At 62.7% G+C, this 22,571-nt stretch carries 26 protein-coding genes and 1 pseudogene; 9 read left to right on the top strand and 18 right to left on the bottom strand.

Features of this window, described 5'->3' with window-relative positions:
- The first annotated feature begins 329 nt into the window (after positions 1-329).
- Both ACYQZ5_RS00145 and ACYQZ5_RS00150 read left to right on the top strand, forming a co-directional pair.
- A complete protein-coding gene (locus tag ACYQZ5_RS00145) occupies positions 330-587 on the top strand; it encodes a hypothetical protein (RefSeq protein WP_379730436.1) in 258 nt (85 codons plus the stop codon).
- The gene (locus ACYQZ5_RS00150; protein WP_379730435.1) at positions 584-2,197 is read left to right on the top strand and encodes a DUF7845 domain-containing protein; all 1,614 of its coding nucleotides are present in this window, start codon (positions 584-586) and stop codon (positions 2,195-2,197) included. Before ACYQZ5_RS00145 ends, ACYQZ5_RS00150 begins: the two co-directional genes overlap by 4 nt.
- Positions 2,198-2,455: 258 nt before the next feature.
- Here the strand turns inward: ACYQZ5_RS00150 and ACYQZ5_RS00155 are convergent, their stop codons facing one another.
- The 16 genes from ACYQZ5_RS00155 to ACYQZ5_RS00230 all read right to left on the bottom strand — a co-directional run bounded on the left by ACYQZ5_RS00155 (position 2,456) and on the right by ACYQZ5_RS00230 (position 15,443).
- The gene (locus ACYQZ5_RS00155) at positions 2,456-2,863 is read right to left on the bottom strand and encodes a hypothetical protein (RefSeq protein ID WP_379730434.1); all 408 of its coding nucleotides are present in this window, start codon (positions 2,861-2,863) and stop codon (positions 2,456-2,458) included.
- 265 nt (positions 2,864-3,128) lie between these two features.
- Positions 3,129-3,401: a hypothetical protein gene (locus ACYQZ5_RS00160; protein WP_379730433.1), complete on the bottom strand. Its 273-nt coding sequence runs from the start codon at positions 3,399-3,401 to the stop codon at positions 3,129-3,131.
- Positions 3,398-3,727, bottom strand: a complete 330-nt coding sequence (locus tag ACYQZ5_RS00165; protein ID WP_379730432.1) for a hypothetical protein — start codon at positions 3,725-3,727, stop codon at positions 3,398-3,400. Before ACYQZ5_RS00165 ends, ACYQZ5_RS00160 begins: the two co-directional genes overlap by 4 nt.
- A gap of 3 nt (positions 3,728-3,730) precedes the next feature.
- Entirely contained in the window at positions 3,731-6,742 is a 3,012-nt protein-coding gene (locus ACYQZ5_RS00170; RefSeq protein ID WP_379730431.1) for a zinc metalloprotease, read from the bottom strand.
- 223 nt (positions 6,743-6,965) lie between these two features.
- Positions 6,966-8,345 (bottom strand): hypothetical protein, encoded by a 1,380-nt coding sequence (locus ACYQZ5_RS00175; RefSeq protein ID WP_379730430.1) that lies wholly within the window; start codon positions 8,343-8,345, stop codon positions 6,966-6,968.
- Positions 8,342-9,148, bottom strand: coding sequence for a hypothetical protein (locus ACYQZ5_RS00180; protein ID WP_379730429.1), 807 nt, complete (start codon positions 9,146-9,148; stop codon positions 8,342-8,344). The genes ACYQZ5_RS00175 and ACYQZ5_RS00180 overlap by 4 nt, the downstream gene beginning before the upstream one ends.
- The gene (locus ACYQZ5_RS00185; protein ID WP_379818782.1) at positions 9,141-10,889 is read right to left on the bottom strand and encodes a hypothetical protein; all 1,749 of its coding nucleotides are present in this window, start codon (positions 10,887-10,889) and stop codon (positions 9,141-9,143) included. The genes ACYQZ5_RS00180 and ACYQZ5_RS00185 overlap by 8 nt, the downstream gene beginning before the upstream one ends.
- A 1-nt stretch (position 10,890) precedes the next feature.
- Positions 10,891-11,253: a hypothetical protein gene (locus ACYQZ5_RS00190; RefSeq protein ID WP_379730427.1), complete on the bottom strand. Its 363-nt coding sequence runs from the start codon at positions 11,251-11,253 to the stop codon at positions 10,891-10,893.
- Positions 11,254-11,314: 61 nt separating this feature from the next.
- A complete protein-coding gene (locus ACYQZ5_RS00195) occupies positions 11,315-11,608 on the bottom strand; it encodes a hypothetical protein (RefSeq protein WP_379730426.1) in 294 nt (97 codons plus the stop codon).
- On the bottom strand, positions 11,605-11,958 hold the full coding sequence (locus tag ACYQZ5_RS00200) for a hypothetical protein (protein WP_379730425.1): 354 nt from the start codon (positions 11,956-11,958) through the stop codon (positions 11,605-11,607). The genes ACYQZ5_RS00195 and ACYQZ5_RS00200 overlap by 4 nt, the downstream gene beginning before the upstream one ends.
- A 91-nt stretch (positions 11,959-12,049) precedes the next feature.
- Entirely contained in the window at positions 12,050-12,409 is a 360-nt protein-coding gene (locus tag ACYQZ5_RS00205; RefSeq protein WP_379730424.1) for a hypothetical protein, read from the bottom strand.
- Between the two features lies 1 nt (position 12,410).
- Complete coding sequence (locus tag ACYQZ5_RS00210) at positions 12,411-12,827, bottom strand: hypothetical protein (protein WP_379730423.1); 417 nt, start codon at positions 12,825-12,827, stop codon at positions 12,411-12,413.
- Between the two features lies 1 nt (position 12,828).
- The gene (locus tag ACYQZ5_RS00215) at positions 12,829-14,634 is read right to left on the bottom strand and encodes a hypothetical protein (RefSeq protein WP_379730422.1); all 1,806 of its coding nucleotides are present in this window, start codon (positions 14,632-14,634) and stop codon (positions 12,829-12,831) included.
- A complete protein-coding gene (locus tag ACYQZ5_RS00220; RefSeq protein ID WP_379730421.1) occupies positions 14,631-14,978 on the bottom strand; it encodes a hypothetical protein in 348 nt (115 codons plus the stop codon). Before ACYQZ5_RS00220 ends, ACYQZ5_RS00215 begins: the two co-directional genes overlap by 4 nt.
- Positions 14,975-15,211 (bottom strand): hypothetical protein, encoded by a 237-nt coding sequence (locus ACYQZ5_RS00225; protein WP_379730420.1) that lies wholly within the window; start codon positions 15,209-15,211, stop codon positions 14,975-14,977. The genes ACYQZ5_RS00220 and ACYQZ5_RS00225 overlap by 4 nt, the downstream gene beginning before the upstream one ends.
- The gene (locus ACYQZ5_RS00230; protein WP_379730419.1) at positions 15,204-15,443 is read right to left on the bottom strand and encodes a zinc-ribbon domain-containing protein; all 240 of its coding nucleotides are present in this window, start codon (positions 15,441-15,443) and stop codon (positions 15,204-15,206) included. The genes ACYQZ5_RS00225 and ACYQZ5_RS00230 overlap by 8 nt, the downstream gene beginning before the upstream one ends.
- 235 nt (positions 15,444-15,678) lie before the next feature.
- Here ACYQZ5_RS00230 and ACYQZ5_RS00235 point away from each other — a divergent pair, with 235 nt between their 5' ends.
- The gene (locus tag ACYQZ5_RS00235; protein ID WP_379730418.1) at positions 15,679-15,864 is read left to right on the top strand and encodes a hypothetical protein; all 186 of its coding nucleotides are present in this window, start codon (positions 15,679-15,681) and stop codon (positions 15,862-15,864) included.
- A gap of 3 nt (positions 15,865-15,867) precedes the next feature.
- Here the strand turns inward: ACYQZ5_RS00235 and ACYQZ5_RS00240 are convergent, their stop codons facing one another.
- Positions 15,868-16,191, bottom strand: a complete 324-nt coding sequence (locus ACYQZ5_RS00240) for a hypothetical protein (RefSeq protein ID WP_379730417.1) — start codon at positions 16,189-16,191, stop codon at positions 15,868-15,870.
- A gap of 72 nt (positions 16,192-16,263) precedes the next feature.
- Entirely contained in the window at positions 16,264-16,869 is a 606-nt protein-coding gene (locus ACYQZ5_RS00245; protein ID WP_379730416.1) for a site-specific integrase, read from the bottom strand.
- A 203-nt stretch (positions 16,870-17,072) separates the two neighbouring features.
- On the opposite strand from ACYQZ5_RS00245, the gene ACYQZ5_RS00250 reads away from it, so the two are divergent.
- The 6 genes and pseudogenes from ACYQZ5_RS00250 to ACYQZ5_RS00275 all read left to right on the top strand — a co-directional run.
- Positions 17,073-17,330: a hypothetical protein gene (locus ACYQZ5_RS00250; RefSeq protein ID WP_379730415.1), complete on the top strand. Its 258-nt coding sequence runs from the start codon at positions 17,073-17,075 to the stop codon at positions 17,328-17,330.
- Between the two features lie 50 nt (positions 17,331-17,380).
- Complete coding sequence (locus ACYQZ5_RS00255; protein ID WP_379730414.1) at positions 17,381-19,627, top strand: ATP-binding protein; 2,247 nt, start codon at positions 17,381-17,383, stop codon at positions 19,625-19,627.
- A gap of 210 nt (positions 19,628-19,837) precedes the next feature.
- On the top strand, positions 19,838-20,839 hold the full coding sequence (locus ACYQZ5_RS00260) for a Cdc6/Cdc18 family protein (protein WP_379730413.1): 1,002 nt from the start codon (positions 19,838-19,840) through the stop codon (positions 20,837-20,839).
- Positions 20,840-20,959: 120 nt separating this feature from the next.
- Entirely contained in the window at positions 20,960-21,655 is a 696-nt protein-coding gene (locus ACYQZ5_RS00265) for a hypothetical protein (protein WP_379819011.1), read from the top strand.
- The gene (locus tag ACYQZ5_RS00270; protein ID WP_379730411.1) at positions 21,642-21,893 is read left to right on the top strand and encodes a DUF8156 family protein; all 252 of its coding nucleotides are present in this window, start codon (positions 21,642-21,644) and stop codon (positions 21,891-21,893) included. Before ACYQZ5_RS00265 ends, ACYQZ5_RS00270 begins: the two co-directional genes overlap by 14 nt.
- Positions 21,890-22,571 (top strand): annotated as a pseudogene (locus ACYQZ5_RS00275) (type B DNA-directed DNA polymerase); the annotation flags it as partial. The gene ACYQZ5_RS00270 and the pseudogene ACYQZ5_RS00275, both read left to right, overlap by 4 nt.

Here is a 22,571-nt window from a genome sequence, read left to right on the forward strand (position 1 = left end):
CCCATACCACATCCTCCTGAGTCGGGACAATTCGACCGCTCAGGGCTCTCTATCCATCCTTCAGTCTCTGAGCCGTTGGTCTAACCAGCGCTCAGTCTGTACAAGGTGGTCCGCGTGAATCCGCACACGGGCACGCTCGGAACCGAGAAGGACTCCGAGTTCCGGTGCGGGACCTGCAAAGCGCGTTGCACCCGTAGCCCGTCCGACGGCACCGAGTACGGGCACCTGATCGGCTGCCCACACCGTCCGGACGATCTCACGATCGGATCCTCCGGAGGCGGGCACTACTACCGGCCCGATTCGGAGTCGGTCTCCGGAGGTGAGTCGGCTTGACCGAAGCCTTAGGCCCAAAGGCCGGTGAAGTCGGCATCCCCGTCGACGCCATCTGTATCGGCTGCTCCTCGAGCGGTCGCGATCGGAAGACGACGAAGCGGGTCACGCTCGACGAACTCGATGCCGAGGATCCCGATGAGATTAAGACCGGGACGTTTCGACACGTCTGCCACGAGTGTCAGACTGCGACGTTCTGGAACGTCGTCGACGTTCGTCACGACCTGCTGGACGATGATCGGGGTGGGTCGGTGTGAGCCAGCCTCGACAAGCGCCCGCGAATCACGAAGCGGACATGTTCTGGTGGTTCACCGAGAACGGTCTCTCTCCCTATCACGCGCTCTGCCAGCTCGTGCTGGCCGGTGACGGGAAGATCGAGACGCAAACCGAGATCGGCGGCCGTACCTGGGTGATCAAGATCTACTACTCCGAGAGCGGGATCGCAGCACGACCCGAGGATCCGATCGACGGACGCCTCTGGGAGCTGAACCTCCACGCCGACGGCCCCGATGAAGCGGGCGCCGACTACAACATCTCCCCGCGTTTCGACGGGATGGAGAAAGCCTCAGACGGTGAGGAAGCCAACATCCCGTGGTGCGGTGGTGACGGTGTCGACGTTCACGTCCAGGGCAGTAACCTCGGCCTCGAGGAGTACCAGTACCTCCTCGCCCAGTCGGTCCAAGCTCTCGCCGATGCAGTTGGGAGTGACTTCAGCCGTTCCTATTTCAGAAACATCCGCGACGACAGTAGCATCGTCACCTGCGAACTCTACGTCCGACTGATGCGGGAGTACAGCCGGAAGCTCACGCGCTCGGACGGCGCGTTCTACCGATTGATGCACCTGATGAACACCCGAGACAACACGACGTGGGCGTACTCGGGGAACAATGAGGATGGCGTCGCGAAGCGGCACGCCTTCGAGGTTGGCCCCTCCGCCAGCCACGAAATGATTCCCGGGAACCGTCTGGGGAAGCGTCTGAAGTGTTACCACCCGAAGCACATCCGCGAAGAGGAGAGCAGCGACGACGCGCTCTCCTCACCGAAGTTCGGGGTGGCGTTTCACAAGTCCCTGAACGACCACGACTCGGTCCGATGGGGGGATCGCGACGACCTACTCCGGGAACTTGAGGAGACAGTTCACAACGTTCTGGAGTGGTCGGGCATCCCGATCCAACCGGACGAGACCGTGTTCGTCGAAGACGACCACTTCGGGATATCCGAATCGGAACGGGATATCGCGATCATCTCTGACCCAACACCCGAACTCGAGGCCGAACAGGAGCTCTTGGTCGCTCGTACGCTGAACGATCTGATGCCGTCCTCCCAGTCTGTCCTGGAGCGACTAGCGACGGACGGCGGCCAGCCCGTTCAGCAGGTAGCCGACGAGACCGGGTACTCCATCAGCCAGATCTACCGTGCACTCGCTCAGCTGGGCGATGACGTGATCGAGAACGACAACGGGCTGATTCAACTCCAGAGCGAGAAGCTACGCCAGGAGATCGCTTCCGTCGTCGACCGGCTCGAGGAGCACGTCGTGAACGCGGGGAACCGCGTGGCGAAGCTCGCGCGTCTGGAGACACGGAGTGCCGCCGACAGCGCGTTCTCGAAGTGGATGGACAAGTACGGCGCTCGCTTTGTCAGGGACGACGGTGACGGCGACGACGGCGGCGTTCTACGCTTCGACATGGTGCTCTCCGAGATGAAGAGTCTCGACGCTCCGTACGTCGACGACATTCTTCGCGAAGGGCGTGAGGCGTGGACCTCGGCCGGTCGAGACGTATCCGAGTTCGCCCAGCTCCGCTACGAGGCTCCCGACGTACTCCACGGTCCGAACTCCCGGCGCGTGGGCTCGAAGATCACCTGGTAGCGCCGCGACTGACGAGAGGCATCACTATCCAACGGTTCTGTTCTTTATAAGTAACTCCGCGTCCCAGCGGCATATTCGTCCTTGGAGCGCTCTCGATCGTCCCGATCGATACGCTTGACCCGCCGCGACAGCGCGGTCCTCTCGCACTCGGTGCGAGGATCCCCTTAGGGAGTGTCCCTAAAAGGGACATCCAGAAAAATACCCCCGCACCGCTCAGCATCTCCAGTTGATGCACGGGAAGCGGAGGTTGTGGCTCCTTCAGGTTCCTATGATCTGTATGACTCCGACACCAACAATCAGTACCGAGAGGAAGGCAGCCAGATACTGTGCGTATCTTGGGAGAAGGTAGTTTACTCTATAGTAATCTCTGTCGTACACCATGAATGTATAGGCCCTAGCTCGTCTATTGCCTGATCTATTCCTTGTTTCGTAATCGTAGTCGCCATCTGACTCGTGGACCACCGCAGTGTCAATCCTTACCGCAGCATGGCCTCGGTGTGAAATCATATCCGGGTTCAGAGTCCCAGTTGTGCTCTCGCCTGGCTCCAATCCGAGGTTAATGCTTGCGTGCTCTTCCCCGTAGTCATCGTCTGATTCATCGAACTCTACCCGGGCAATCACTCTACCACCGATGGAAGCATCCGAGATATTCGTTGCCTCGATCACAAACTCTGGATTCTGATCTGTGAAATAGACAGACCGACGACGCTCGAGGTCGCCAGAAACACTCATCGATAGCATATCCTCACTAGCGTCGGACCTTTTCCGAAATGTAACCTCTCGACTGGCGGGCATGCAGGCTTCCTTGCCGCCTAGACAATGAATCCCCTACCTGGTTGAGTCCCTAACGGGACAGGGACAGCAAAATACACCGCACCGCCCCCCACCGCACGCAGAAATCTCCAGTTGAAGCAGATGAAACGAAGGGGGGTTAGAAACGGTCCGCGAGAGCGCCCACCTTTGCCTTGACCACGCTGATCACGACGGCCGAGATCGCGACCACGGCGAGCACGATGCGGATCTCCTCGACGCCGGTGACGAGCAACTCTCCCCAGCTCCCCAGCGACGCGACCCACATACCGATCGGGCTCCGGCCGCAGCCCCAGCGCGTACACCAGCCGAGAACGCTGTGCAAGAGCGCCCATCCGAAGAACGTGAACGCGAACACGAGCGTCACCGCGCCCTTGACGCGATCGAGGCTCATGCGCTGCCACCCGCGAGCGCGTCGACGGCCCAGCGGACGAACCGCCGACCCGGCCCGCTGCCCTGTTCGACGAGGACTCGAAACGCGTTGCCCAGATGCTCGGTGATCACGCCCGGGTTCGGGTCGATCCAGCCGAACGCTAGTGCTGCCGCGATCGCGACCAGCGTTGCCGCTGTGTACGCGACCACAGCCGCGCCCAGCGACGCCATACGCGCGCCGGCGCTCTTGGCCCGGAAGAGGTAGAACACGACCATCAGGCACGCCACGGACGCCAGCGCGCCGCCCTGAACGCCGAGCATCCGGAGCACGTCGAGCACCGCCGACATGGCTCAGTTCTCCCCCTCTCCGAGGTCCAGTTCGACCTGCGTGTCCGGCGTCGATGCCTCGGCCTGCTGGGTCTTCTGGCGCTGATAGATCACGTACGCGACGATCCCCAGCACGATCAGCACGACCAGCCCGCCGACCTCGGCGAGCACACCCTGAAGCGCGCCGAGGACCGAGCCCGGCCGGATCGCTTCGAGCGCCATGATCGACGCGATCCCGACGGTCGGGATCGTCACCCACCACGGCACGTCGGCGCTCGTCCGGGCGTTGATCTGCCAGAGCCCGAAGAACACGGCGATCGCCGCGATCACCGCGCCGACGCCGCTCGCTGCTGCGTCGCCGAGTGCGAACACGGTCGCCCGCCAGATCGAGGAGATCGTCCCCGGCGAGACGAGTTCGAGCGCGGCGACGGCGACGATCGTCGAACCGACGAGGAGCAGAGCGTTGCCCCGGATGCCCGACGCACCACCGAACCGGCGCCCGGCCCAGAACAGGCCCGCGACCGAGATCCCGACCGCCGGCACGACCAGCACCAGCGGCGCCGACGAACCTGGCGACTGCTGTTGCGGCACCACGCCGCCGACGGAGTCAGAGCGGTCACGCTGCCGGATCTCGAACGTTTGTGCGGACGTGAGCCCCGTCGAGAACTGGACCGGACTCTCCGCGCGATCGGCGTCGATCTCGCGGGACTGCGTCACCGACCAGAGGACGTAGCGGTTCCCCGCGGTCGTGTCGTGGTAGGTCACGTCGACGGAGGACGATCCCGCGACTCCCTCGTCGGAGAACCGGAAGCGCGGCGCCTCCGGGTTCTCGACGTGGACCGCGATCTCGCCGTCGACCGGCTCGACCTCGAGCGGGATCGTGCGGACGCGCGCAGTGCTCCCCTCGTTCGCGTCCGCGAAGTGGAGGAGCTGATCGCCGCCGGAGTCAACCGTGACGTAGGCGCTGTCGCCCGTCCACGTCTCTTCAGCGGCGTAGTGAACGCGATCCATCCCGGAGAGATCGAGTGCGAAGTTCTCGCTACGATTCTCGATCTCGATCTTCGTGTCGAGTTTGTCGCCGTCGACGGTCGGCTCGAGCACGTCGATCGCGCCGTTCCGGACGCCGACCTTGTAGCCCGTCGCTCGGATGTCGATCTCCGAATCCGCGGCCACGTCGCCGAGTTGGACGGTCAGATCGGTACCGTTCAGCGTGTAGTCGTTCGTCTCGTTCCACGAACCGCCGTTGCGTCGGACCTCCACCGCGTTGATCTCGACGACATGCTCGTTGAACGTCAGCGTCGACTCGGCGTCGGCCACCGCGCTCGGGAACGTGTGCGAGACGTTGAACGACTCGGTCCAGCTCGTCGCTTCCACGCTGACGCTCTTCGTCGTCCCCGCGGCGTCGTGGCTGTACTCGAAGCCGACGAGGGACTCAGGCCCGCCGGCGGAGCTATTCGTCGTGACCGTGACGTTGTTCGTCCCCTCGCGGAGCCACGCCTCGTTCGTCGCGAGCGAGATCGTCTCGTTCTTGTCGAGGACACCGTCGTGGGTGGTCTCGTAGCCGTTAACTATCACACCGGGGTCTTCCGTCTGGGTTCGCTCTTTCAGGTCAACCTCAATATCCACGGCACCGCTCGTCGCCGATACCGTCACCGTGTCGTTGCTGACCGAGAGGCTCGATAACGTGCGTGTCACGCTCTCGCTCCCCGATAGCGTCCCCGAGTAAGACGCTTCAAGCGATCCGTCGCCGTCGATGTCGAGTCCGGGATCAGTCACCTCATTCTGTACTAACTGGATATCGGCCCAGTAGCCATCGAGAGCGGTGGTTCCGACGCTTCGGGTATACGTCGAGGACGTTGAGCCGTCCCAGTCAAATGCGAGCTGGAGGTGATCGTTAGCTCCGTCGCTGTCGGAGTTGGTAGTCACGAACTCAACCGTGTAGTTCGTGCCGGCAGTAAGCTCGATATTTGAGTCGAGAGGCACCGATTGACGGCCCGACGACCACGAGGGTTCCCACCCGCTTTTGACGAGAGTTCCCTCCGCCCATGTCGAATCGGGCGTCCCTTGGCTGATGTAAATGTCGACAGATGCGGAATACCCCGATCCGTCAGTAGCGCCAATGTACGGCCGCAACTCGCTGACATTCACGTTTTGATCCGGTTGGATCATAATCCCGGCCTTGATACCGTTCCCGGTGCCGTCGTCGCCGATCACATACCGGCTCGCGTCGGTATTGCCGTCTCCTTCGCCGTTGAGCGGGTTATAAACCGGAGCCTCGGCCGGTTTGAATGTCACTTCCGGGCTGCCGCTGGCCGGGCCAGTCGGATCGAGGTTGCCGCTGATGTCGAGCGTTGCTGTGTCGCCGTCTGATAGTGTATTCGCGGAAACGTTATCCCACTCGCTGTTAGTCACGCCCGTCACATTTATCGAGAAGTCGTCGACGCCGTCCAGCGAGCTCAGTTCGTACTGGTACTGCGTCCCGTTGCCGGCGGCGTCGCCGTCCAGCTTGATCCCGCCGGTGAACGTCACGCTGTTCGACGAGAACTCCGGGACGTGGAACACGCCGACTGTGCCCTCGCGCTCGATCGGTGAGCGCCACTCCTCGCCGCTCTCATGCGTCCCGTACGCGACCTTCGGGACGAACCCGACGCCCTTCTCAAGCACGTCGAGACCGACCGCAACGTCGCGGCCCTCGTGGACCTCGTCGTCGCGCAGCACGATCGCGACCTCGTCGTTCGCGACCACGCTCGCGTTCGGCCCCAAGTGCTCGTCCGCCCGCTCGGGCGTCGTGAGCACGACCTCGAGCGATCCCGCGTGCTCGCTCGCGTAAACTGCACCCTCGAGGTCGCTCGCGCGGATGGGCAGATCCGCGCCCTCGGGCACGTCCTCGCTTATCTGCCCGCTCCCGAGCGCGACCATGCCCTCGGGTCCGTCCGCAGCGCTCACGGGCGCCGGCACGACCGCCGCGCCGAACATCGACACCACCAACAGCGACGCGATGAACGTCGCGAAAGTTCGTTCTCGGATTCTCGTCATGTTTCTCCTCCAGTGTGTGCTGAGGTGCCGCTGAACCCCACCCCCGGGGGGTGCTCCCAGTTGAAGATTAAGCCACGCGCGCGTGCGAGGCCAACTGATCCCGCGATCTCGATCGGCATATCAGACCGTGGAGAGGTCGATCTTCGACGCGACCCCCGGGTTCGATCGCTTCTTTTCGATCTTCGCGAGAAAACGCGCTCTCGCGAGATCGTCGATCGACCCGTCATAGCCCCACCGCCTCGAAGTCGAAGTCGATGGAGACCTCCGCGTCGAGGCGGGCTCCGCGCTTGATGTTCGGCCAGTTGATCGAGGCGTAGTTCGAGTCGTTCCACACCATGGCCTCGCCCTTGCCCATATCCCGTGTGTAGCGACTCGTCGGGATGGGGCAGGTCTTGTCGCCGGGCAGCGTCTTCCCGATCGGCGGCGTCATGCCGTTCATCGTGATCCACCAGCGCTGCTTGGCGCGGAAGAAGTGGCTCACCTCCGAGAGCGCGTGCGAGTACGAGTAGACGCTCACACCCTTCTTCCGGGCGTCAGCGAAGTCCTTCGCGAAGTTCCGGACCTTCTGGTACTCTTCGTGCTCGTCCTTCTGCGCGTCCGGATCGAAGATGTTCCCCGCCTCGTCGAACATCAGCGAGGTCCAGTGCGTGAACAGGTCCGACTTGATCCGCCCCTGCACGAACGCGAACCACCACTGGTCCGCCGGCGTCGGCGACGACGGTCCTTCCTCGCCGACCGGCGTCACGCGCCCGGGCGGGTGGTACGCGAACCTGCTCACGTCCTCGCACCCGCGATGGAGCGGGTCCGGGAACACGACGTAGAACTGTCCCTCGATCAGCTGACCGAGGAGATCGAGCGGCGACGAGTACCGGATCACGTCCCGGCAGATGTCCTCGAGGCCGACCACGAACGACGAGACCTCGGGCGAGTTCGGGACGATTCGGACCTCCACCGGGATTCCCTCCGGCACCGCGATCGTCGCCCACGGTGCGAGCGGCAGCCACTCAGCGCGGTCGTTGGTCCCGCTGTCGTCCATCGTGTCCGCCAGCAGCACCGTCTCGTTGTTGACGCCCTGAAGCACCGAGGCGGTGAAGTCCATCAGCGTCGACTTCCCCGAGCCGGGTTTCCCGTACGCGAGGTAGTCGGAGCCGCCAGCGGTCCACGCGTCGATCGTCCGGCGACCCTGAGCCTTCGGCGCTACCCGGTGCCCATCGTCGTCGGCGATCCACTCCAGCACCTTCGCCCGTGGTCGGGGGAAGTCCTCGAGCGCCTCGTGGCTCGGGTACGGCTCGTCCGGGTCGAAGTCGACCTCGCCGACCAGCTGCTCGACGAGCTCGATCTCGCGCTCTCGCATGTGGACCAGCGGCGTGACCCATGCCGAGGGATACGTTGCGACGTTCTTTCCGCGCTTCTCGTTCAGCGCGAGGTACTTGTGGAACGGCGCGATCCCGAGCGACTTGTACATGTCCTGCCCGTCGTTGTGGTTGGGCAGCGTCGGATCTCCGCGTGCCTGAGCGGACTTGTCGTGCGTGTCGAAGACCTGCGACATCTGCTGCCGGATCTCCGACTCGGTCTGAACCTCGGTGCGTAGTGATTTGCTCATGAAGTGGGGTAGGTAGCTGGGCTGTGGTCGGTCGTCTCTCCGCCGGAGACAGCCTCTCCGGCGCGGTCAGCAAGCTCTGCGATCGCGAGGTTGAACGGCCCGAGCAGCTCGCTCGCGATGAACGTCTCCCGGAAGAACCGCGGGGCGCCGTCGTCGTACCGGCGCTCGATGAACATCTCTCGAAGCGGCTGCTCGCGCCAGAAGTCCGCTGCGAGGTCCTCGTCGATCTCGCCGAACGACGCTTGGATCGCGGTCGGGACCCACGTCTCGACCACGTCGTCCAGCGAGCCGAAGCCCTCGAGGCCGCGGTCGATCACCCACTCCTGGCGCTCGGCCGCCTCGGTGATCGCGGGTCGCATCGCCGGATCGCTCTGGACCTCCGGGTCCACCCGCATCGGGCTGTCCTCGTCGTGGTCGTGGGTGCGCTCCACCGTCGACCACCGGATCGAGCGCAGCGCCGACCGGCACGCCGGGATCAGGTCCTCGCTCGCGAGGACGGTTCTGTACTCGCGGGCGTGCTCGGGCTCGAGCGCAGTGTCGCCCTCGTCAACCCATCGGAACCGCTGGTCGGTGACGATGTGCGTCGAGAGCTCCGAGCCGGACATGAGCCGCTCGAGGTGCCACTCTCGATCGAGGTAGCCGAGCGTCAGCACCGACGCCTCGTGGCACCAGCGGAGGAGGTCCTCGCGGCTCTCGAAGCCCGCCAGCCATGACCGGATCAGGTCGCGCTGGTCACGCGAGAGCGTCTCCAGCGCCGCCCTCGTGGCGTCGGCACCGAACTCCGGCGGCGAGAGATCAGTCATCGCTCGCCGCCTCCGTGCGCGCCTGCTGGGCGCTGTCTTGGGTCAGTTCGGAGTCGAGGTCCTCCGGCACGTCGCCGTTGAGTTCCTCCATGACCTGCTCGAACCGGGAGAGCTCCGACTCCTCGGTCTGGCGCTTGTGCTCGGCGGCGTTCTTGCCCATCTCCTCGTGGTACTTCTGCCGGAAGTAGTCCCGATCAGCGACCTCGTCGAATTCCTCTTTCGCGTCGACGAGTGCGACCAGCACACTCCCGTACGAGGCCGGTGCGAGGTGCCACTCGGCGAACCCCTTCACGGGCTGGCCGGCGTACATCGCCGCCGGGATCGCTGAGACGAGCAGGCCGATCGCCGAGCTCGCGACCAGCAGGCCGCCGAGGAGCCAGCCGGCCGCGAGAATCCCGGCCGCCGGGATCAGTCGCTCCCACGCGACCGCGGTGAGCTGATCGACGATCTGGTCCACGGCCCCCGCATCCGGGTCTGTCTCCGGTGGCTCGTAGAGGTGCGAGAGCGACCAGCCCTCCCGCTTGACCGTCGTCGGGTCCGACTCGAACGGGTCCGCGAAGTAGATCGTGTCGTAGCTCCCTCGGCCCGGGAACCGGAGGCTCGGATCCTCGGTTCGCTCCTCGCCCCCGCAGAACAGGGAGAGCTCCGGGATCGCTCCTCGAGCCCGCGCGAGGTAGGGCGTGATCCCGTCGACCACGAGCCCGCGGACGCCGTCGACCTCCGCGACCTCGTAGGACTCGACCCTGACCGGGATGTCCCCCGACCCGTCCTCGTGGGCCTGCGGCGAGGTCATGTCGACGTGGACGACGCCGACGCTCTCCGTGTCGTCACCCCACCAGTTGATCGCCGCGATCGTCGCGAACAGCGCGACCAACGGGATGAGAATCCACGGCGCCTCAGCGACCGTCGAGAGCACCTGCTGGTAGCCCAGCACGAACGTCAGGAAACCGATCGGGAACGCCCCCGCGATGTAGAGCCAGATCGGGTAGCCCGGCCCTTTCCCGGCGCGTTCGTGCAGCCGGTGGGCCAGCTTCATGAGCGCAAGCGTGAGCACCAGCATGAGCAGCACGAAGCCGAGTCCCCAGAGTGCGAGGTCGCTGCGCGTGTCGATCGAGACCGGCTGCGCGAGCACTGAGGTCTTGATGTTGAACCGCCATGTCGCGTCCCCGTCTGGGCCGGAGACGAACATCGTCACGCGCTCGAGCTCGTCGTAGCTGGTCAGCAGGTCGATCGACTCCCGGTCGTACCCGCCCGAGAGCGTCACGCTCGTCTCCTCGACCGTCTGGTTCACCGCCGCCGGCTCGTACCGGACGTTCCCCTCCTCGTCCTCGACGCGGACCTGACCCTTCTGCCAGTACACCAGCTCCACGTCGAGTTCAGTCGTCGTGTCCCAGCCGAGGAACCCGCCGAGGTAGACCTCGTCGCGCTTGACGGTCGTCCCGCTGCTCAGGTAGTTGTACGTCGCCGGGTTCCCGGCCGAGGAGCCGAGTCCCGTCAGAGCGTACCGAAGCCACAGCTGGCCGTCGCCGTATCGACGAACCGAGGGTGGTGCGGTCTCAGACCCACGGACGCCCCGGTCCCGAAGCTCTTCAAGCGTGTAGGGGCCGGTCTCTACTGTCGTGTTCGCGGTCGTGTTGGCCGTCTCGTTCTCTTGGGCGGTGACAGTCGGCGCTCCCGCAGCGACCGCGAGAAGCGCGAGCAGCGCCACGACGGCGACCACACCGCGGGAGCGTCCCCGCATGTCAGTTCCTCACCGCCGTTGTGATCCCGAGCACTGCGACCACGATCATCGTCCCGCCGACGACGCCGATCTCGAGCCAACCGCCGAAGCCGGCGATCGCGAGGAACCCGAGCACGGCCTGTCCGACGCCCGCGGGCGAGGTCGCGACCACGTCGCCCACGGTGCCGATCAGCCCCGTGAACTCAGAGACCGCGACGACGATGCTGAACACCGCCGCCGAGAGCACGCCCACGACCGTCTCCGTGGTCCTCGAGGTCGCTTTCGGAGCGTCCTCGGTAGATCGGTAGTTGATCACCCACAGCGCGACCACTGACAGCAGGCCGCCCAGGGCCGCCACGACGGCGAGCGTCGAGAGGGGGATCATCGTCGATCGACCTCCCCCCGCATGCGGGGTGTCTGTTCGTCGTTCATCTGTTCGGAATCCGTCATGAGTTTGAGTTCCGTCGTTCGTTGAGGTTCTTCGCTATCCGATACAGCCCGTACACGGCCGTCACGAGGGCGATAGCCGTCGAGAGGCTCGAGAAGAGCCCGACCGGCAGCCACGCCACGTTCGGCGCCGCCGCCGCCAGCCTCGCCGTGACCATGTAGATCAGCCCGCTCTGGTTCAGGAAGAAGTCGAGCGCGAGCATGAGCGCGCCTCCGCCGTTGATCAGCAGATCCGCGCCCGCTGCGAACACTCCCCCGATCCCGAGAGCGAGCCCGCCGTCGCGCTTGCTCATGTGATGATCACCACCAGTCGGTAGGTCGCGTACAGCAGCGCTGCCGTGATCGCCGCCACCGCGGCGAAGATCAGTGCCGAGACCAACGGGGCGAAAACCCCGGCCGACTCCGCGATCCCGCCTATCGCACTGATCGGCGTGTCGACAGCGACCGAGACGAACATGTCCCCGATCTTCCCCAGCTGCGAAGCGATCTCCGAGCCGCCGCCGAGGAGCACTCCGCGAATCGTCGAGATGACGTTGATCCCGGAGCCCACGACCGCTGAGACCAGTCCGAGAATCCCGCCGACGAAGATCGACAGCACGACGCCGCGAATGTACCCGTCCGGGTCGTTCGCGAACTTCTCCATCGCGGAGCCTCCGTTGGAGGAGCTCCCACTCGAACCGTCTCCGGAGGTGCTCCCGCTCGATCCGCCGCTCATCGTGTTGAGCGAGGAATCACTAGACAAAGCGAGACACCCCCCAGAGGATCAGGGACAGCGATAGCACGGTCACGAGCACTGCCATCGGGAACGCCAGCAGTCCCCACGATGTGATCGCCGTTCTGCCCGTCTCGATCGCAGCCTCTACCTCGCCCGCTCCGGCCTCGAACGGGGCGCTCAGCAGCTTCGCGTACCACGACCCGTAGCCCGAGATCACGCCGTTGATCCCGGTCACGATCAGATCGATGAAGGACGCGTACATCCACCCGAGGAGGGTGACGAACGTGCCGACGATCCCGGCCGCGAGGCCCTTCCGTCCGGTCCAGACGATAGAGCCCCCCTCGATGTACTGGTCCGGGTCGGTGTCGGCGCCGCTCATGTTACTCGTCCTCGTCGGAGAACACCGAGAGCGGGTTGATCTCCGTGTTCGTGATCCACCAGAGGAAGATGCTCATCCCACCGACCGAGACCAGCACCGCGACCGGGAACGCGAACGGCCCCAGCAACGACGCTGTACCCGTAGCCAACGACTCGGCGGAAGTCTCCGCGCCCGCGTCAGTGATGATCACCGGCGCGCCGATCGTCCCTCCGATGTAGTCAGCGATCGATCCCGTGAACGCGCCGATCGGCTCGAAGATCGTCGACTGGAGGTTCAGGATGAAGCTCGCGATCGCGATCCCGAGCGCCGAGAGCGACGAGCCGATCACCGCGCCCTGCGCGTAGCCACCGACGCCTTGCTCCTCGACGCCAGTAGTCCCGTCTTCGACCGCGTCTTGGGCAGTGTAGTCGTCGGCCATCCTACTGCCCCTGACCCGAGCCTCGGGCCTTCCAGATGCCCAGCGTGCCGACCACGCCGGTCAGAGCAGCCACGATCCAGCCGATCGGATCGCTCATGAACCCGCCGCTGTTGTTCGACATCGGTGCAGCACCGCCGCCGCCGGAGCCGGACGAGACCGCCATCTCGGTGACGATCCCCTCGTCCTCGGTCACGACCGCGTGGATGCCGATCTGGTCGCCCGCGCTAGCATTCTGCGAGATCGTCACCTCGGCCTCCATCTCGGCGTCTTGGAAGTGATTGGTGACATCAGTCCACGATACTTCATCGAGATTGTCCAGCGTCGGTAGCGAGGAGAGGTCGTGTGCGTACTCGACGGTCTGATAGGCGCTCTCCGGGTGCCGGACCTCGCCCACCAGCGTCCCCGCCTTGACTACGTCTACGTCGTACAGGCCTCCGGGAACCTCGAGCCCGCCAGCCATCTTGAAGCGATGGGAGTAGGTACCGCGCTCGACCGGCTCGATCGCCGCGTCCCAGTTACTCGCGGGCGACTCGTCTGCGCGGACCTGCGTCTTGTACTCGAGGTTCCGGATCGTCGCGTCGCTGAACTGCTCGGTCAGCGTCGAGAGCGACGTGATCCACGACATCCCCGTCGGCTCGACGAGTGTCTCCGTGACCACCGTCTCCTCCGCGGAGTCGTACACTTCGCGCTCGCCGAAGGTCCACTCCGTGTCGAGTTCGAGGTTCAGGCCGTGGATCGTCAGGTCCGCGTTGGCTTCGGAGATCTCGATCACGATCTCCTCGAGCGTGTCGAGGTTCGTCCCGCCGGACAGCTTCCCGAGCTCGACTTGGTAGACGATCCCTTGACCCTGTGTGGTCGCGATCGTCGACTCTGCCGCGGAGTCGGCCGCCGAGTCGATCGTCGTGACGACCGACGCACCGCCGGCGTCGACGGCCTTCACGTTGACCACTGCGCTGGCCTCGAGCGTGTTCACGTCCAGGACCAACTGGAGCATCTTCCGCTGCTCGCCGGAGTCGATCGTGAAGTTCGAGAACGTCGCCGAGGCCACATCGCCGCTCGTCTGACTCGAGGTCGAGACCGTGAGCGCGTCTTCGGCGTCGCCGACGGTGATCGAGCCGGCAGTGCTCGAGGCGTCGGTCGTCCACTCTTGGGCGTCGAGCGCGGAGACGGGCTCTTCCTCGCCGTCGGCGTTGGTCCGCGTCACGTCTCGCGGGAACGCGGTGTACTCGCTTGTGTCGATCTCGCTAGGGTGGAAGCCCACAGGGTTGTGGGTCTCGTCGTCCGCCTCCGGCGGCTCGGCGAGGACGGCCCCGAACTCCTCGGTGAACGACTTGATGTTCCCGTCGTTGTCGACGTAGTCGAGCTCGCCCATGTCGGCCACGTCGTGCTCGGTCACGCGGAACTGCGCGCCCGTGAGCCGCGGCTGGGGCGTGTACTCGCTGTCGAAGTTGGGAACGAGGTCCTGCTGTTCGGTCTCGGACTGGGCGGCTGCCGTACCGGCCGTCGCTGCGGTCGCGGCGGCGGCGCCGACGCCGGCGAGGAACGCTCGCCGACCCATCGGCGTGTCCGAGATCGCCGGGAACGCGAAGGTGACACTCCCCGGGTGCGCGAAGTGTGCGGCCCCCAAGAACGCGTCTCGGTAGGTCGTAGTCGATGCTGTCTCGTCAGTAGTGTCTTCGGTCATGAACTCAGAATGGACGTTTCCGCCGTCCTCGGCGCGGTTGTCGTGCGTTTCTCGGAGTCCGTCGACGTAGGCGCGGAACCTCTCGCTGAGGTCGATCCCCGTCGGCGACCAGCTCGGCGTCACGCTGCGGCCCCCGCTGGGTCAGCGCTGTCGTCGACGCCGGCGCCGCGCCGAACTCGGTACTCGACCGCGAGGATCGCGAGGATCGAGACGATCACGGCGACGCCGACGCTCGCGACTAGCGCGAGATCGAGCGTCCAGTACGGCCCGAAAAACCCGTAGTCGTAGTAGGTCGTTCCCCAGCCCGCGCCGTCCGGGTTCTGATAGACGCTACCGTTCGGTTCCTCGTAGAACTCCCCACCCGCCAGCGCGATTTGGAACAGCACCGACTGGGCGATCAACGGCAGCCCCGCCGCCGCTACCAACTGGCGCGCCGACGCTCGAGGTCGGAGTCGATCCCGGATCATGCCAGCCCCACGATGAACTCGGCGCCGTAGTACGCGATCACGAGCATCGAGATCGAGAGCAGCATCGCGACCACGATGATCAGCGAACGGGCGAACTGCCAGAGGAGTCGGTTGAACTCCTCCATCGCGTCCGCTGCTGATCCGAGCCGCTCTCCTGCCTCGAGATCGACCCCACCCTCCGGCTCTGGGAGATCCTGCTCGCTCTGTGTTGCCGGGAGGTCGCCCTCACTCATACTGGATCAGGTCCTCGTCGACGCCGACCTCTTGCAGCGCGTCGGTGAGCGCCTCCGAGGTCTCCTCTGACACCCCTCGGATCACGACGCCGGGCTCTCCGGCGTCGGGCTCGCGCGCTCCGCATCGCGGGCAGAAGATCGAGTCGTCAGGAATCTCGATCCCGCAGGCTGAGCAGGTCGTCGAGGACGGCGCGATCCGGTCCGCGATCCGCTTCCGGACCGTCCTCACCATCGCCGCCTCCGGCGCTCCCAGCGCTGTGGGTCGTGCCTTTTCTCCGCCGTGTCGGGCTCTGTCTCAGAGCCCCGAGTGTCGTCGTCCATACTTGTCGTCGGCCGAGCCGCTCGGCCGATACTCGCGAATGGCAACGACAGCGCCTAAATCGCAGAAAATTGGGGGGAATCTAATAGACTTTATGAGAATCTGTTCGGTTCTCCCGTTTTATGATAGACCACGAGAGTCGAGACGTATGGGCATCGAGGAACGATTCGCGGACTGCCGGACCGCACAGGAAACCAAGGGCAGCGTGACGGTCACGATCCCCAGTCCGCTCGCCGAGGAGTGGGAGATCGAGCAGGGAGACCAGATACCGTTCTACGCGGAGGAGGGCGACGACACGGCCGAGATTCGCCGTCCCGGGAAGCGCGACGACTGAGTTCTAGAGAATATTCTCATAGAAGACACTGAAAGCAGCTATCCCAGAAGCAACTGTGATGCACATAAGGGCCGCAATAAGCCCGAAAAACACAATATAAACCCTGAGCGGTGAGCCACCAAACCCGGACGCGAACGGCGTTATCGAGAATATTGCAGCGAGGCCCATGAAGGATACTGAACCTAACACCAGAACAATCCCCAAATTGAGTGATTCTATTTCGAACAGTTCCCTCAGATTGGAGAACGCTACGAGAAGTAGAGCAAGCGCAGGCAGTGATAGAGCGATGAGACGGAGTAGATCGCCGTATGATGCCGGGTCGGCCATGTCAAACGGTCGGAGATGGTATTGTTTAGGCTTTACCCTGAGAGGCCGAAAACGATCGAACCCACGCCTGTACTACGCGAACCCCGCCTCCTCGAACGCCTCGTTCACGACGCTCGGCGTCGGCGCGTTCAGGTAGGGCTCGATCGCTTGGAACGAGTCCCAGCCGCCCACCTGCATGACCACGCGAGGGTTCATCTGTCGATCGACGAGGAGCCGCTGCGCGAAGCGCCGGCGGAGATCGTGGCTCGAGACGTAGCGGAAGTCGCCGTCGCCGGTGGCCTCGGCCGCGCGCTCGGCCGTGCGTTTGACCACCGCCCGGACGCCCCGCTCGGAGAGATCGACGAGCTGCTCGTGGCGGCCGATGTCCTCGGCGGTCTGGTAGCGGTGGATGTCGCCCTCCACGTCGCGCGGGAGGTAGGCGTCCCGGGGCTTCCCACCGCCGCCGGTCGTGTCCTTCCCCTCCGGAACGCGGAGCCGGAAGTGGTCGCCGTCCTCGGTCCGCTTGACGTGCTTCGGGCAGATTTGGGGAATCTCGAACGCCCGGAGGCCGACGTAGCCGCCGAGTTGAACGATCAGGTCGTCGCGATGGCTCGAGGCCGCGCGGCGGAGCTCCTCCAGCTCGTCGTCGGTGAGCCAGCACTTGTACTGATCCGGCTTGTTGGTGGCCTCCAATCGCATAGAGCCTTGTAGAAGAAGATCGCACATAATGGGTGAGAACCGACCGGGTTTCGGCCGTGATCGGGGCGGGTTTGCGGGGGGTCGCTTCCGACTTGTGCAAGAAGTAGGTTGAGTCAGTCCGATAGACTGTCCCCACTAATTTCGTTGACCGTTGAACTAACCGTGATTTTTATGATCGGGACGAGCCCAATTGCCCAATATCAATGAGGGCTGGCGAATTTTTCAGGGAGAAGTTCGGGGTCCTCTTTTGGCGTAGTTCAGAACGCCGAGAAGACCTATCTAAATCGAAAGCCCTCGAAATCACCGAGTCTGATCTAAGCAGGTGCCAAAAAGAGACGAGGTACCTACGGGCGGAAATCGACTGTAGCGACGACGAGATGGTCGAGAAACGCGTCCACTCTCTAAGAAACCAGATCCAGAGCATAGACGACACGCTCGAGTCTATCGAAAAGGAATACTAACAGAGGATATATTACGGAAGAAGGTATTCCATCAGACAACATCTTCTTCCATGAGTCAGCTTCCTTCGTTTATCGATCGTCAGGAAGAGCTACGGACTGTATTTGACGGAATCGAATCTTCTAGTGGGTCTTTCTACTCCATAGTCGGGCCTAGTGGTCACGGGAAAACACGCTTTCTCGAAGAAATCAGACAGCAGTACGCGGATGAAGACGACGTCTTCGTCCTCGATTTCCAGTTCAACAGCGGGCTAACTAGTATCAAACAGTTCGGGGCAGAATTCCAAGAACGGTGGAAAGAAGAAGTTCCGTCGGGAAAGACGAAGAGGGCCAAACAGGCCCTTCACCGGGTAATTCGTTCTAAGTACACGGACCCCGCCATCGACCTACTCTCTGCCGGAGGCGGCGCAGTCGTACCCGGACTTAGCACTCTCTCAGTGGGTAAGCACCTCCTCCCCGAAGAAGATTCAGACTCTAACGTCCCACTGTACGGAGAAATCTTGACCGACTTCCTCGGGGAATTCTCTAACCTAAACCCCGACTGCACGCTCTTGGTCCTCCTAGATCACTACGATCGAGTCGAAGCTAGGCAAGAGGAGTTCGACCGCCTCTTCAAAAGTCTCTCAAGAGACCTTCCGGAGAACGTCGTCTTCTGTGTTGGCTCTCAACGAAGATTGGCTACAGAGCACGACATCCCGATCACTACAGTCGAACTAGGTGAATTCGACACGGAGGAAACTGAAGCGTACCTATCGGAAGCAGGACTCGACCCATCGGAGGAAGAAATCTCAGAAGTCGTAGAAGTCACCAAAGGTAATCCTTACTACCTGAATCGGTTTGCCTCGATAGCTGTCGAAAGTAGCGTCGAGTCCGCACTCAACGACCTCCCAGAGTCTCAGATTCACAGCTACCTCGAGAGTGAATTCCTGAACGAACTCGCCGAGGACCAAGAACGATTACTTCGAAACATCTGTGCTCTGTCGGAATTCCGTCGAGATATTGTCTCAAAACTTATTGGGGAGGATACAACGAAAACGAGGAGAGAACTACAGAGCCTCTACCGCGAATCGGTGCTCGAGAAGATCGGCCACCACTCGTATCCGGTCTACAAACCACACGATCTGCTGCACGATTATCTCAGGAACTCTATATCTGAAGAACGTCTCGCAGAACAACACAGGGAGTGTGCCACAATATACGCGAACGACGTGACTGAAAGCCCTCTAATCGACGTTCTGGAGGATTTTCTGTGGGACTTTGTTCTGGGAAGCAACCCTAATTCCGAGGCAGTCGAAGAGTTTGCACGTACCACGGGGGATCGGTTCGCTACCGGTGTAATGGTTGACTTACACCTTGACCAAGTACCAACCAAGGAGTCGAAAGAACAGCAACTGGTGAATTTACTCCAAGATCCAGCTGTAAACGAAGACGAAGCGGAAACTAGTCTATCGCTCTACTACAGTGGGCAGGAGGACGTAGACTGGTCAGATGTCACCGAACGAGCGAACGGCGACGATCAGAGTTCAAAGCCTGTCGAAGAAATTCTGGAGACCGAGACAGACAAACCGCCGGAGAAGACCCTAGTAACCGAAGTCGCGAGAGCCGTCACCCTCGCGGGATCGTTGGAGGACCACAACAAGGACGACAAGATCGAGAAGACGTTCGAAGAGATCACCGAGACGATTCGCAGACTAACGACCAACCAAGACATCCATCTCGTAGCGGGCCTCGGGTACCTCATCTCGAAACTCGCAGAAGCGATGTTTTATGACAGCATCGGCGAGACGAACAAGGAAGACACAGCCCGAAACGAGGCGAAACAGTTCATCCAAGACTTCTACGGGCTTAGCCAAGACGACTATATATTCTGTAAAAACCTGCTGAAGACCCTAGACTATCACCTCCAGAACCCCGATCTCGATATCTCTGTTGACCCCGAGTCGGACCTCGAACAGGCCATCGAAACCCGAGGAGTCTACGGAGGAGCACAATCCGGGTTCCGGAGCATGATCGTTGAGTTAGCCTCAGATCTGAACCAAGCCCGGCAAGACAACGATCCCCTCATCCAAGACAGGCAAACCCTGAAAGACGCCAGTCGTGAAGCGGCGATCTACTTCGCGAACGAGGATCACGACGTAATCGCCGCGGTGATTCGCGATCTTGGAAACCTCGTCGAGTACGCACTCAGCTCTGACGGCGTGGCGTCTAAGGACGACATTGATTACGCCTTTGAGGACACGGAGTTCGCCGACCAACTCGATCACGTCTTCTCGACCGTGGAGTGGCACAGCGAAGAGTAACTGGCTTTGCCCACCAGTGATCTCTGCACGAAGAGCCGTCGTCTCAGAGGCTATTGGTCGTTTGCTGGGTCTTCCGCTGATACTTTCCACTGCTTGCCACCCTCAAGGGCTGTCCGAATGCTCTCGGCATCAAATCCTCCGCGCCATTCGGAACCATTCGGAACTGCAGGGGTTCCACTTATGGAGTGTTCCGTTGTCTAATCTGAGTAGATGCTGAGAGACGGGACCGTCTTCGACGAAGACCACCTCCCACGGGAGATAGTTGGCCGAAACAGCCAGATGAACGAGGTCACCGACGCTCTCGCGCCGATCGAGGACGGCTTTCGCGCCGAGAACTGCTACCTCTTCGGGCCGAGCGGTGCCGGAAAAACCACGGTCGCCCGAGCTGCCGTACGGGAACTCCGGCGCGAGGTACTCGAGGTCCCAACGGCATACGTGAACTGCTGGAAGGAATCGACGCGTTCCGGCGTCTTGGAGCGTGCCGCGAAGGACCTTGCCAACGCGGCCGTGCCGAAGAATGCCCCAGCGCGGGATTTGGTCGATAAGCTGGAGTCGTCGCTCGACTCGCCGAGTGTGATCATTCTCGATGAAGTCGACCAGCTTCGCGATCCGGACACGCTGTACGATCTCCATTCGATCTACGGGCTCTCTTGGATTTGCATCGCGAACCGCGAGGTCGACCTCCTTGCCCGCCTTGAGGAGCGTGTCCGCTCGCGAGTCTCAGTTGGATATCGGGTTCAATTCGACAGATACACTGCCGACACAGTGACGGAGATTCTCGCCCGACGCGCCAGTCAGGGTCTCGATCCGGGGGCTGTCGAGCGCGAGACGCTGAAGGAGATCGCCGAGATGGCCGACGGCGACGCTCGTCGGGCCATCACGGCGCTGCGGGTTTCGGCACGCAAGGCAGCCGACGAGGGACTGTCGTCAATTCCACGTCGTCTCGTGCGCGAATCAGTTCTTGACGCCGAAGAGGAGGTGCGCCAGAAAGCGATCTCGAAGCTGAACGACCACCAGCGTGTCCTCTACGAGTGTCTTGAGGAGGCCGGTCCGCTGATCCAGAAAGAACTCTACGAGCACTACAAGCGAGAACACCCCGACCCGATCACGCTCCGAGCGCTTCGAGAGCGGCACCTTCCGAAGCTCGAGCACTACAACCTGATCACCACAGATAGCGAGGGAGGTGCGAAAACGTACCAGATCGTGGAGTAGCCTCCGGAACACCGTTCGGAACTACCGTCTCCGCGTCCCCGTTGGGCGGTTTTGGCCTATCCGGAACCGTTCGGAACCTCCCGAGAGACACTCTTGGAGCTGTTCCCGGTTGTTGGAGATATGCTACACCAGAGGAACGACTCCCCATCATTGACGATCCCTGAACTCCCGTCACTCGATTCAGGTATTACGCTGGTCGAAGCTGAGAACGACCCGCGTCTACCTCTTCAGACCCTGATGGTGGACCGCCTGTTACTCGAAAGTGGTCGCGCAGTCTGGGTCGGGACCGGGCGATATTGCACGACAGACACGCTCGCCGAGGTGTCTCCGGATAGACGGGTGCTCGAACGGGTCGACGTGGCTCGAGGATTCACTCCCTATCAGCACACCGCGCTCATCGGAAACCTCGAGGCGAATCTCGGCGAGAACACCGAGGTGGTCGTGTTACCGGACATCGACGCCCTGTATCGAGGGAGTGATCTCCAAGGTGATGACGGGCAGGAGATGTTGGTTCGTGCCCTTGCCAAGCTGGCCGGGGTAGCCCGTGAGTACGAAATTCCGGTTCTGTGCACCCGTTCGAAGGCGGACGGGTTCAGCGAGCCAGTCGAGACCGCGGCGACATCGACTCTCGCCGTTCAGGACACACCGATGGGGCCGCGGTTCGTCGGCGATGAGTTCGAGACGATGGTCTACGAGCTGGAGGATGGCTGGGTTCAGACGACGATCGCGTTCTGGCAGGAGGTTCTCCAAGCCCGCCAGCCGATCCACGAGACCGCCAACATCTCTTCAGGGGTGTTTGCTCGTGGGACGGTCTAACCCAACGTACCGCGACAGTCTCCGGCGTCTCGAGGAGCAGTGGGGTGACTTCCGCCGGGCGCTCCGGTATCGTGACCAGCAGCACTGGGACGACCTCTGGGAACAAGCCGCTGGACACGCCGACGCCGCAGGGTACCAGAACACGGAACGGAAGCTCGATCTGGTCCTGATGTCGATCGTGCTCGCACAGGAGCGTCGGATCGCTACGCTCGAGGAGGAACTAGAGGGTACAGAGTGACCTACTGTATCGATTTCCCCGACGAGGAAACCGCAGTCGAGTGGTCGCTTACTGAATCCGGAGCGGAGCGCGAGGAGGTGAGCTACCGGCCTCGGTTCTACGTCAACACTACCGACGGTTCGCTCAACGAGGTCGAATCGTCGATCGGCGCGCATCCCGAGGTGGCCGAGGTCGAGAGGGAAGAACATCGCCCCGGTTGGCGCCACGATGCGTGCGAAATGCTGGCCGTAGAGGTGATGAATCTGGACGTGATTCTGCGGTTAGCGTCGACGATTACGCAGTTAGGCCGACCGGGAGAGTATCGCTGCTACAACGTCGACCTCTCGCCGGAGTTCCGGTACTGCGTCGAGACCGGCACCGATCCGGCGCCGGCCCGGGAGCCGACGATGATGGAACTCGAAACGCCGCCGATAACGGAGTCAGGTGGCCTGAGGTCAGTGACAGTGACGGCCTCGAGTGGGGAGACGTACGTCCTCGAAGAGGATCCGTCGACGATCGCCCGTGACGTGGAGGCGCTGATCCAGGAGCACAATCCGGATGTCCTGCGAGTTTCCACGGCCCAGTTGATCCCCCAGTTGTTCAACGCCGTCGACGACAAGCCGCTCCAACTGGGTCGGGAGCCGGGGTACACACAGTTAGCGACGAAGAGTACGTACGAGAGCTACGGCCGGATCGGAC

It is taken from the genome of Halolamina salina (assembly GCF_054653455.1).

Excerpts from the sequence above, each read along its gene's own strand:
- ACYQZ5_RS00220 (WP_379730421.1), bottom strand. The coding sequence starts at position 14,978 with ATGATCCGGGATCGACTCCGACCTCGAGCGTCGGCGCGCCAGTTGGTA.
- ACYQZ5_RS00170 (WP_379730431.1), bottom strand. The coding sequence starts at position 6,742 with ATGACGAGAATCCGAGAACGAACTTTCGCGACGTTCATCGCGTCGCTG.
- ACYQZ5_RS00230 (WP_379730419.1), bottom strand. The coding sequence starts at position 15,443 with ATGGTGAGGACGGTCCGGAAGCGGATCGCGGACCGGATCGCGCCGTCC.
- ACYQZ5_RS00210 (WP_379730423.1), bottom strand. The coding sequence starts at position 12,827 with ATGGCCGACGACTACACTGCCCAAGACGCGGTCGAAGACGGGACTACT.
- ACYQZ5_RS00250 (WP_379730415.1), top strand. The coding sequence starts at position 17,073 with ATGAGGGCTGGCGAATTTTTCAGGGAGAAGTTCGGGGTCCTCTTTTGG.
- ACYQZ5_RS00255 (WP_379730414.1), top strand. The coding sequence starts at position 17,381 with ATGAGTCAGCTTCCTTCGTTTATCGATCGTCAGGAAGAGCTACGGACT.
- ACYQZ5_RS00180 (WP_379730429.1), bottom strand. The coding sequence starts at position 9,148 with ATGACTGATCTCTCGCCGCCGGAGTTCGGTGCCGACGCCACGAGGGCG.
- ACYQZ5_RS00165 (WP_379730432.1), bottom strand. The coding sequence starts at position 3,727 with ATGTCGGCGGTGCTCGACGTGCTCCGGATGCTCGGCGTTCAGGGCGGC.
- ACYQZ5_RS00175 (WP_379730430.1), bottom strand. The coding sequence starts at position 8,345 with ATGAGCAAATCACTACGCACCGAGGTTCAGACCGAGTCGGAGATCCGG.
- ACYQZ5_RS00225 (WP_379730420.1), bottom strand. The coding sequence starts at position 15,211 with ATGAGTGAGGGCGACCTCCCGGCAACACAGAGCGAGCAGGATCTCCCA.
- ACYQZ5_RS00240 (WP_379730417.1), bottom strand. The coding sequence starts at position 16,191 with ATGGCCGACCCGGCATCATACGGCGATCTACTCCGTCTCATCGCTCTA.
- ACYQZ5_RS00185 (WP_379818782.1), bottom strand. The coding sequence starts at position 10,889 with ATGCGGGGACGCTCCCGCGGTGTGGTCGCCGTCGTGGCGCTGCTCGCG.
- ACYQZ5_RS00260 (WP_379730413.1), top strand. The coding sequence starts at position 19,838 with ATGCTGAGAGACGGGACCGTCTTCGACGAAGACCACCTCCCACGGGAG.
- ACYQZ5_RS00205 (WP_379730424.1), bottom strand. The coding sequence starts at position 12,409 with ATGAGCGGCGCCGACACCGACCCGGACCAGTACATCGAGGGGGGCTCT.
- ACYQZ5_RS00245 (WP_379730416.1), bottom strand. The coding sequence starts at position 16,869 with ATGCGATTGGAGGCCACCAACAAGCCGGATCAGTACAAGTGCTGGCTC.
- ACYQZ5_RS00235 (WP_379730418.1), top strand. The coding sequence starts at position 15,679 with ATGGGCATCGAGGAACGATTCGCGGACTGCCGGACCGCACAGGAAACC.
- ACYQZ5_RS00265 (WP_379819011.1), top strand. The coding sequence starts at position 20,960 with ATGCTACACCAGAGGAACGACTCCCCATCATTGACGATCCCTGAACTC.
- ACYQZ5_RS00160 (WP_379730433.1), bottom strand. The coding sequence starts at position 3,401 with ATGAGCCTCGATCGCGTCAAGGGCGCGGTGACGCTCGTGTTCGCGTTC.
- ACYQZ5_RS00200 (WP_379730425.1), bottom strand. The coding sequence starts at position 11,958 with ATGGAGAAGTTCGCGAACGACCCGGACGGGTACATTCGCGGCGTCGTG.
- ACYQZ5_RS00190 (WP_379730427.1), bottom strand. The coding sequence starts at position 11,253 with ATGATCCCCCTCTCGACGCTCGCCGTCGTGGCGGCCCTGGGCGGCCTG.
- ACYQZ5_RS00195 (WP_379730426.1), bottom strand. The coding sequence starts at position 11,608 with ATGAGCAAGCGCGACGGCGGGCTCGCTCTCGGGATCGGGGGAGTGTTC.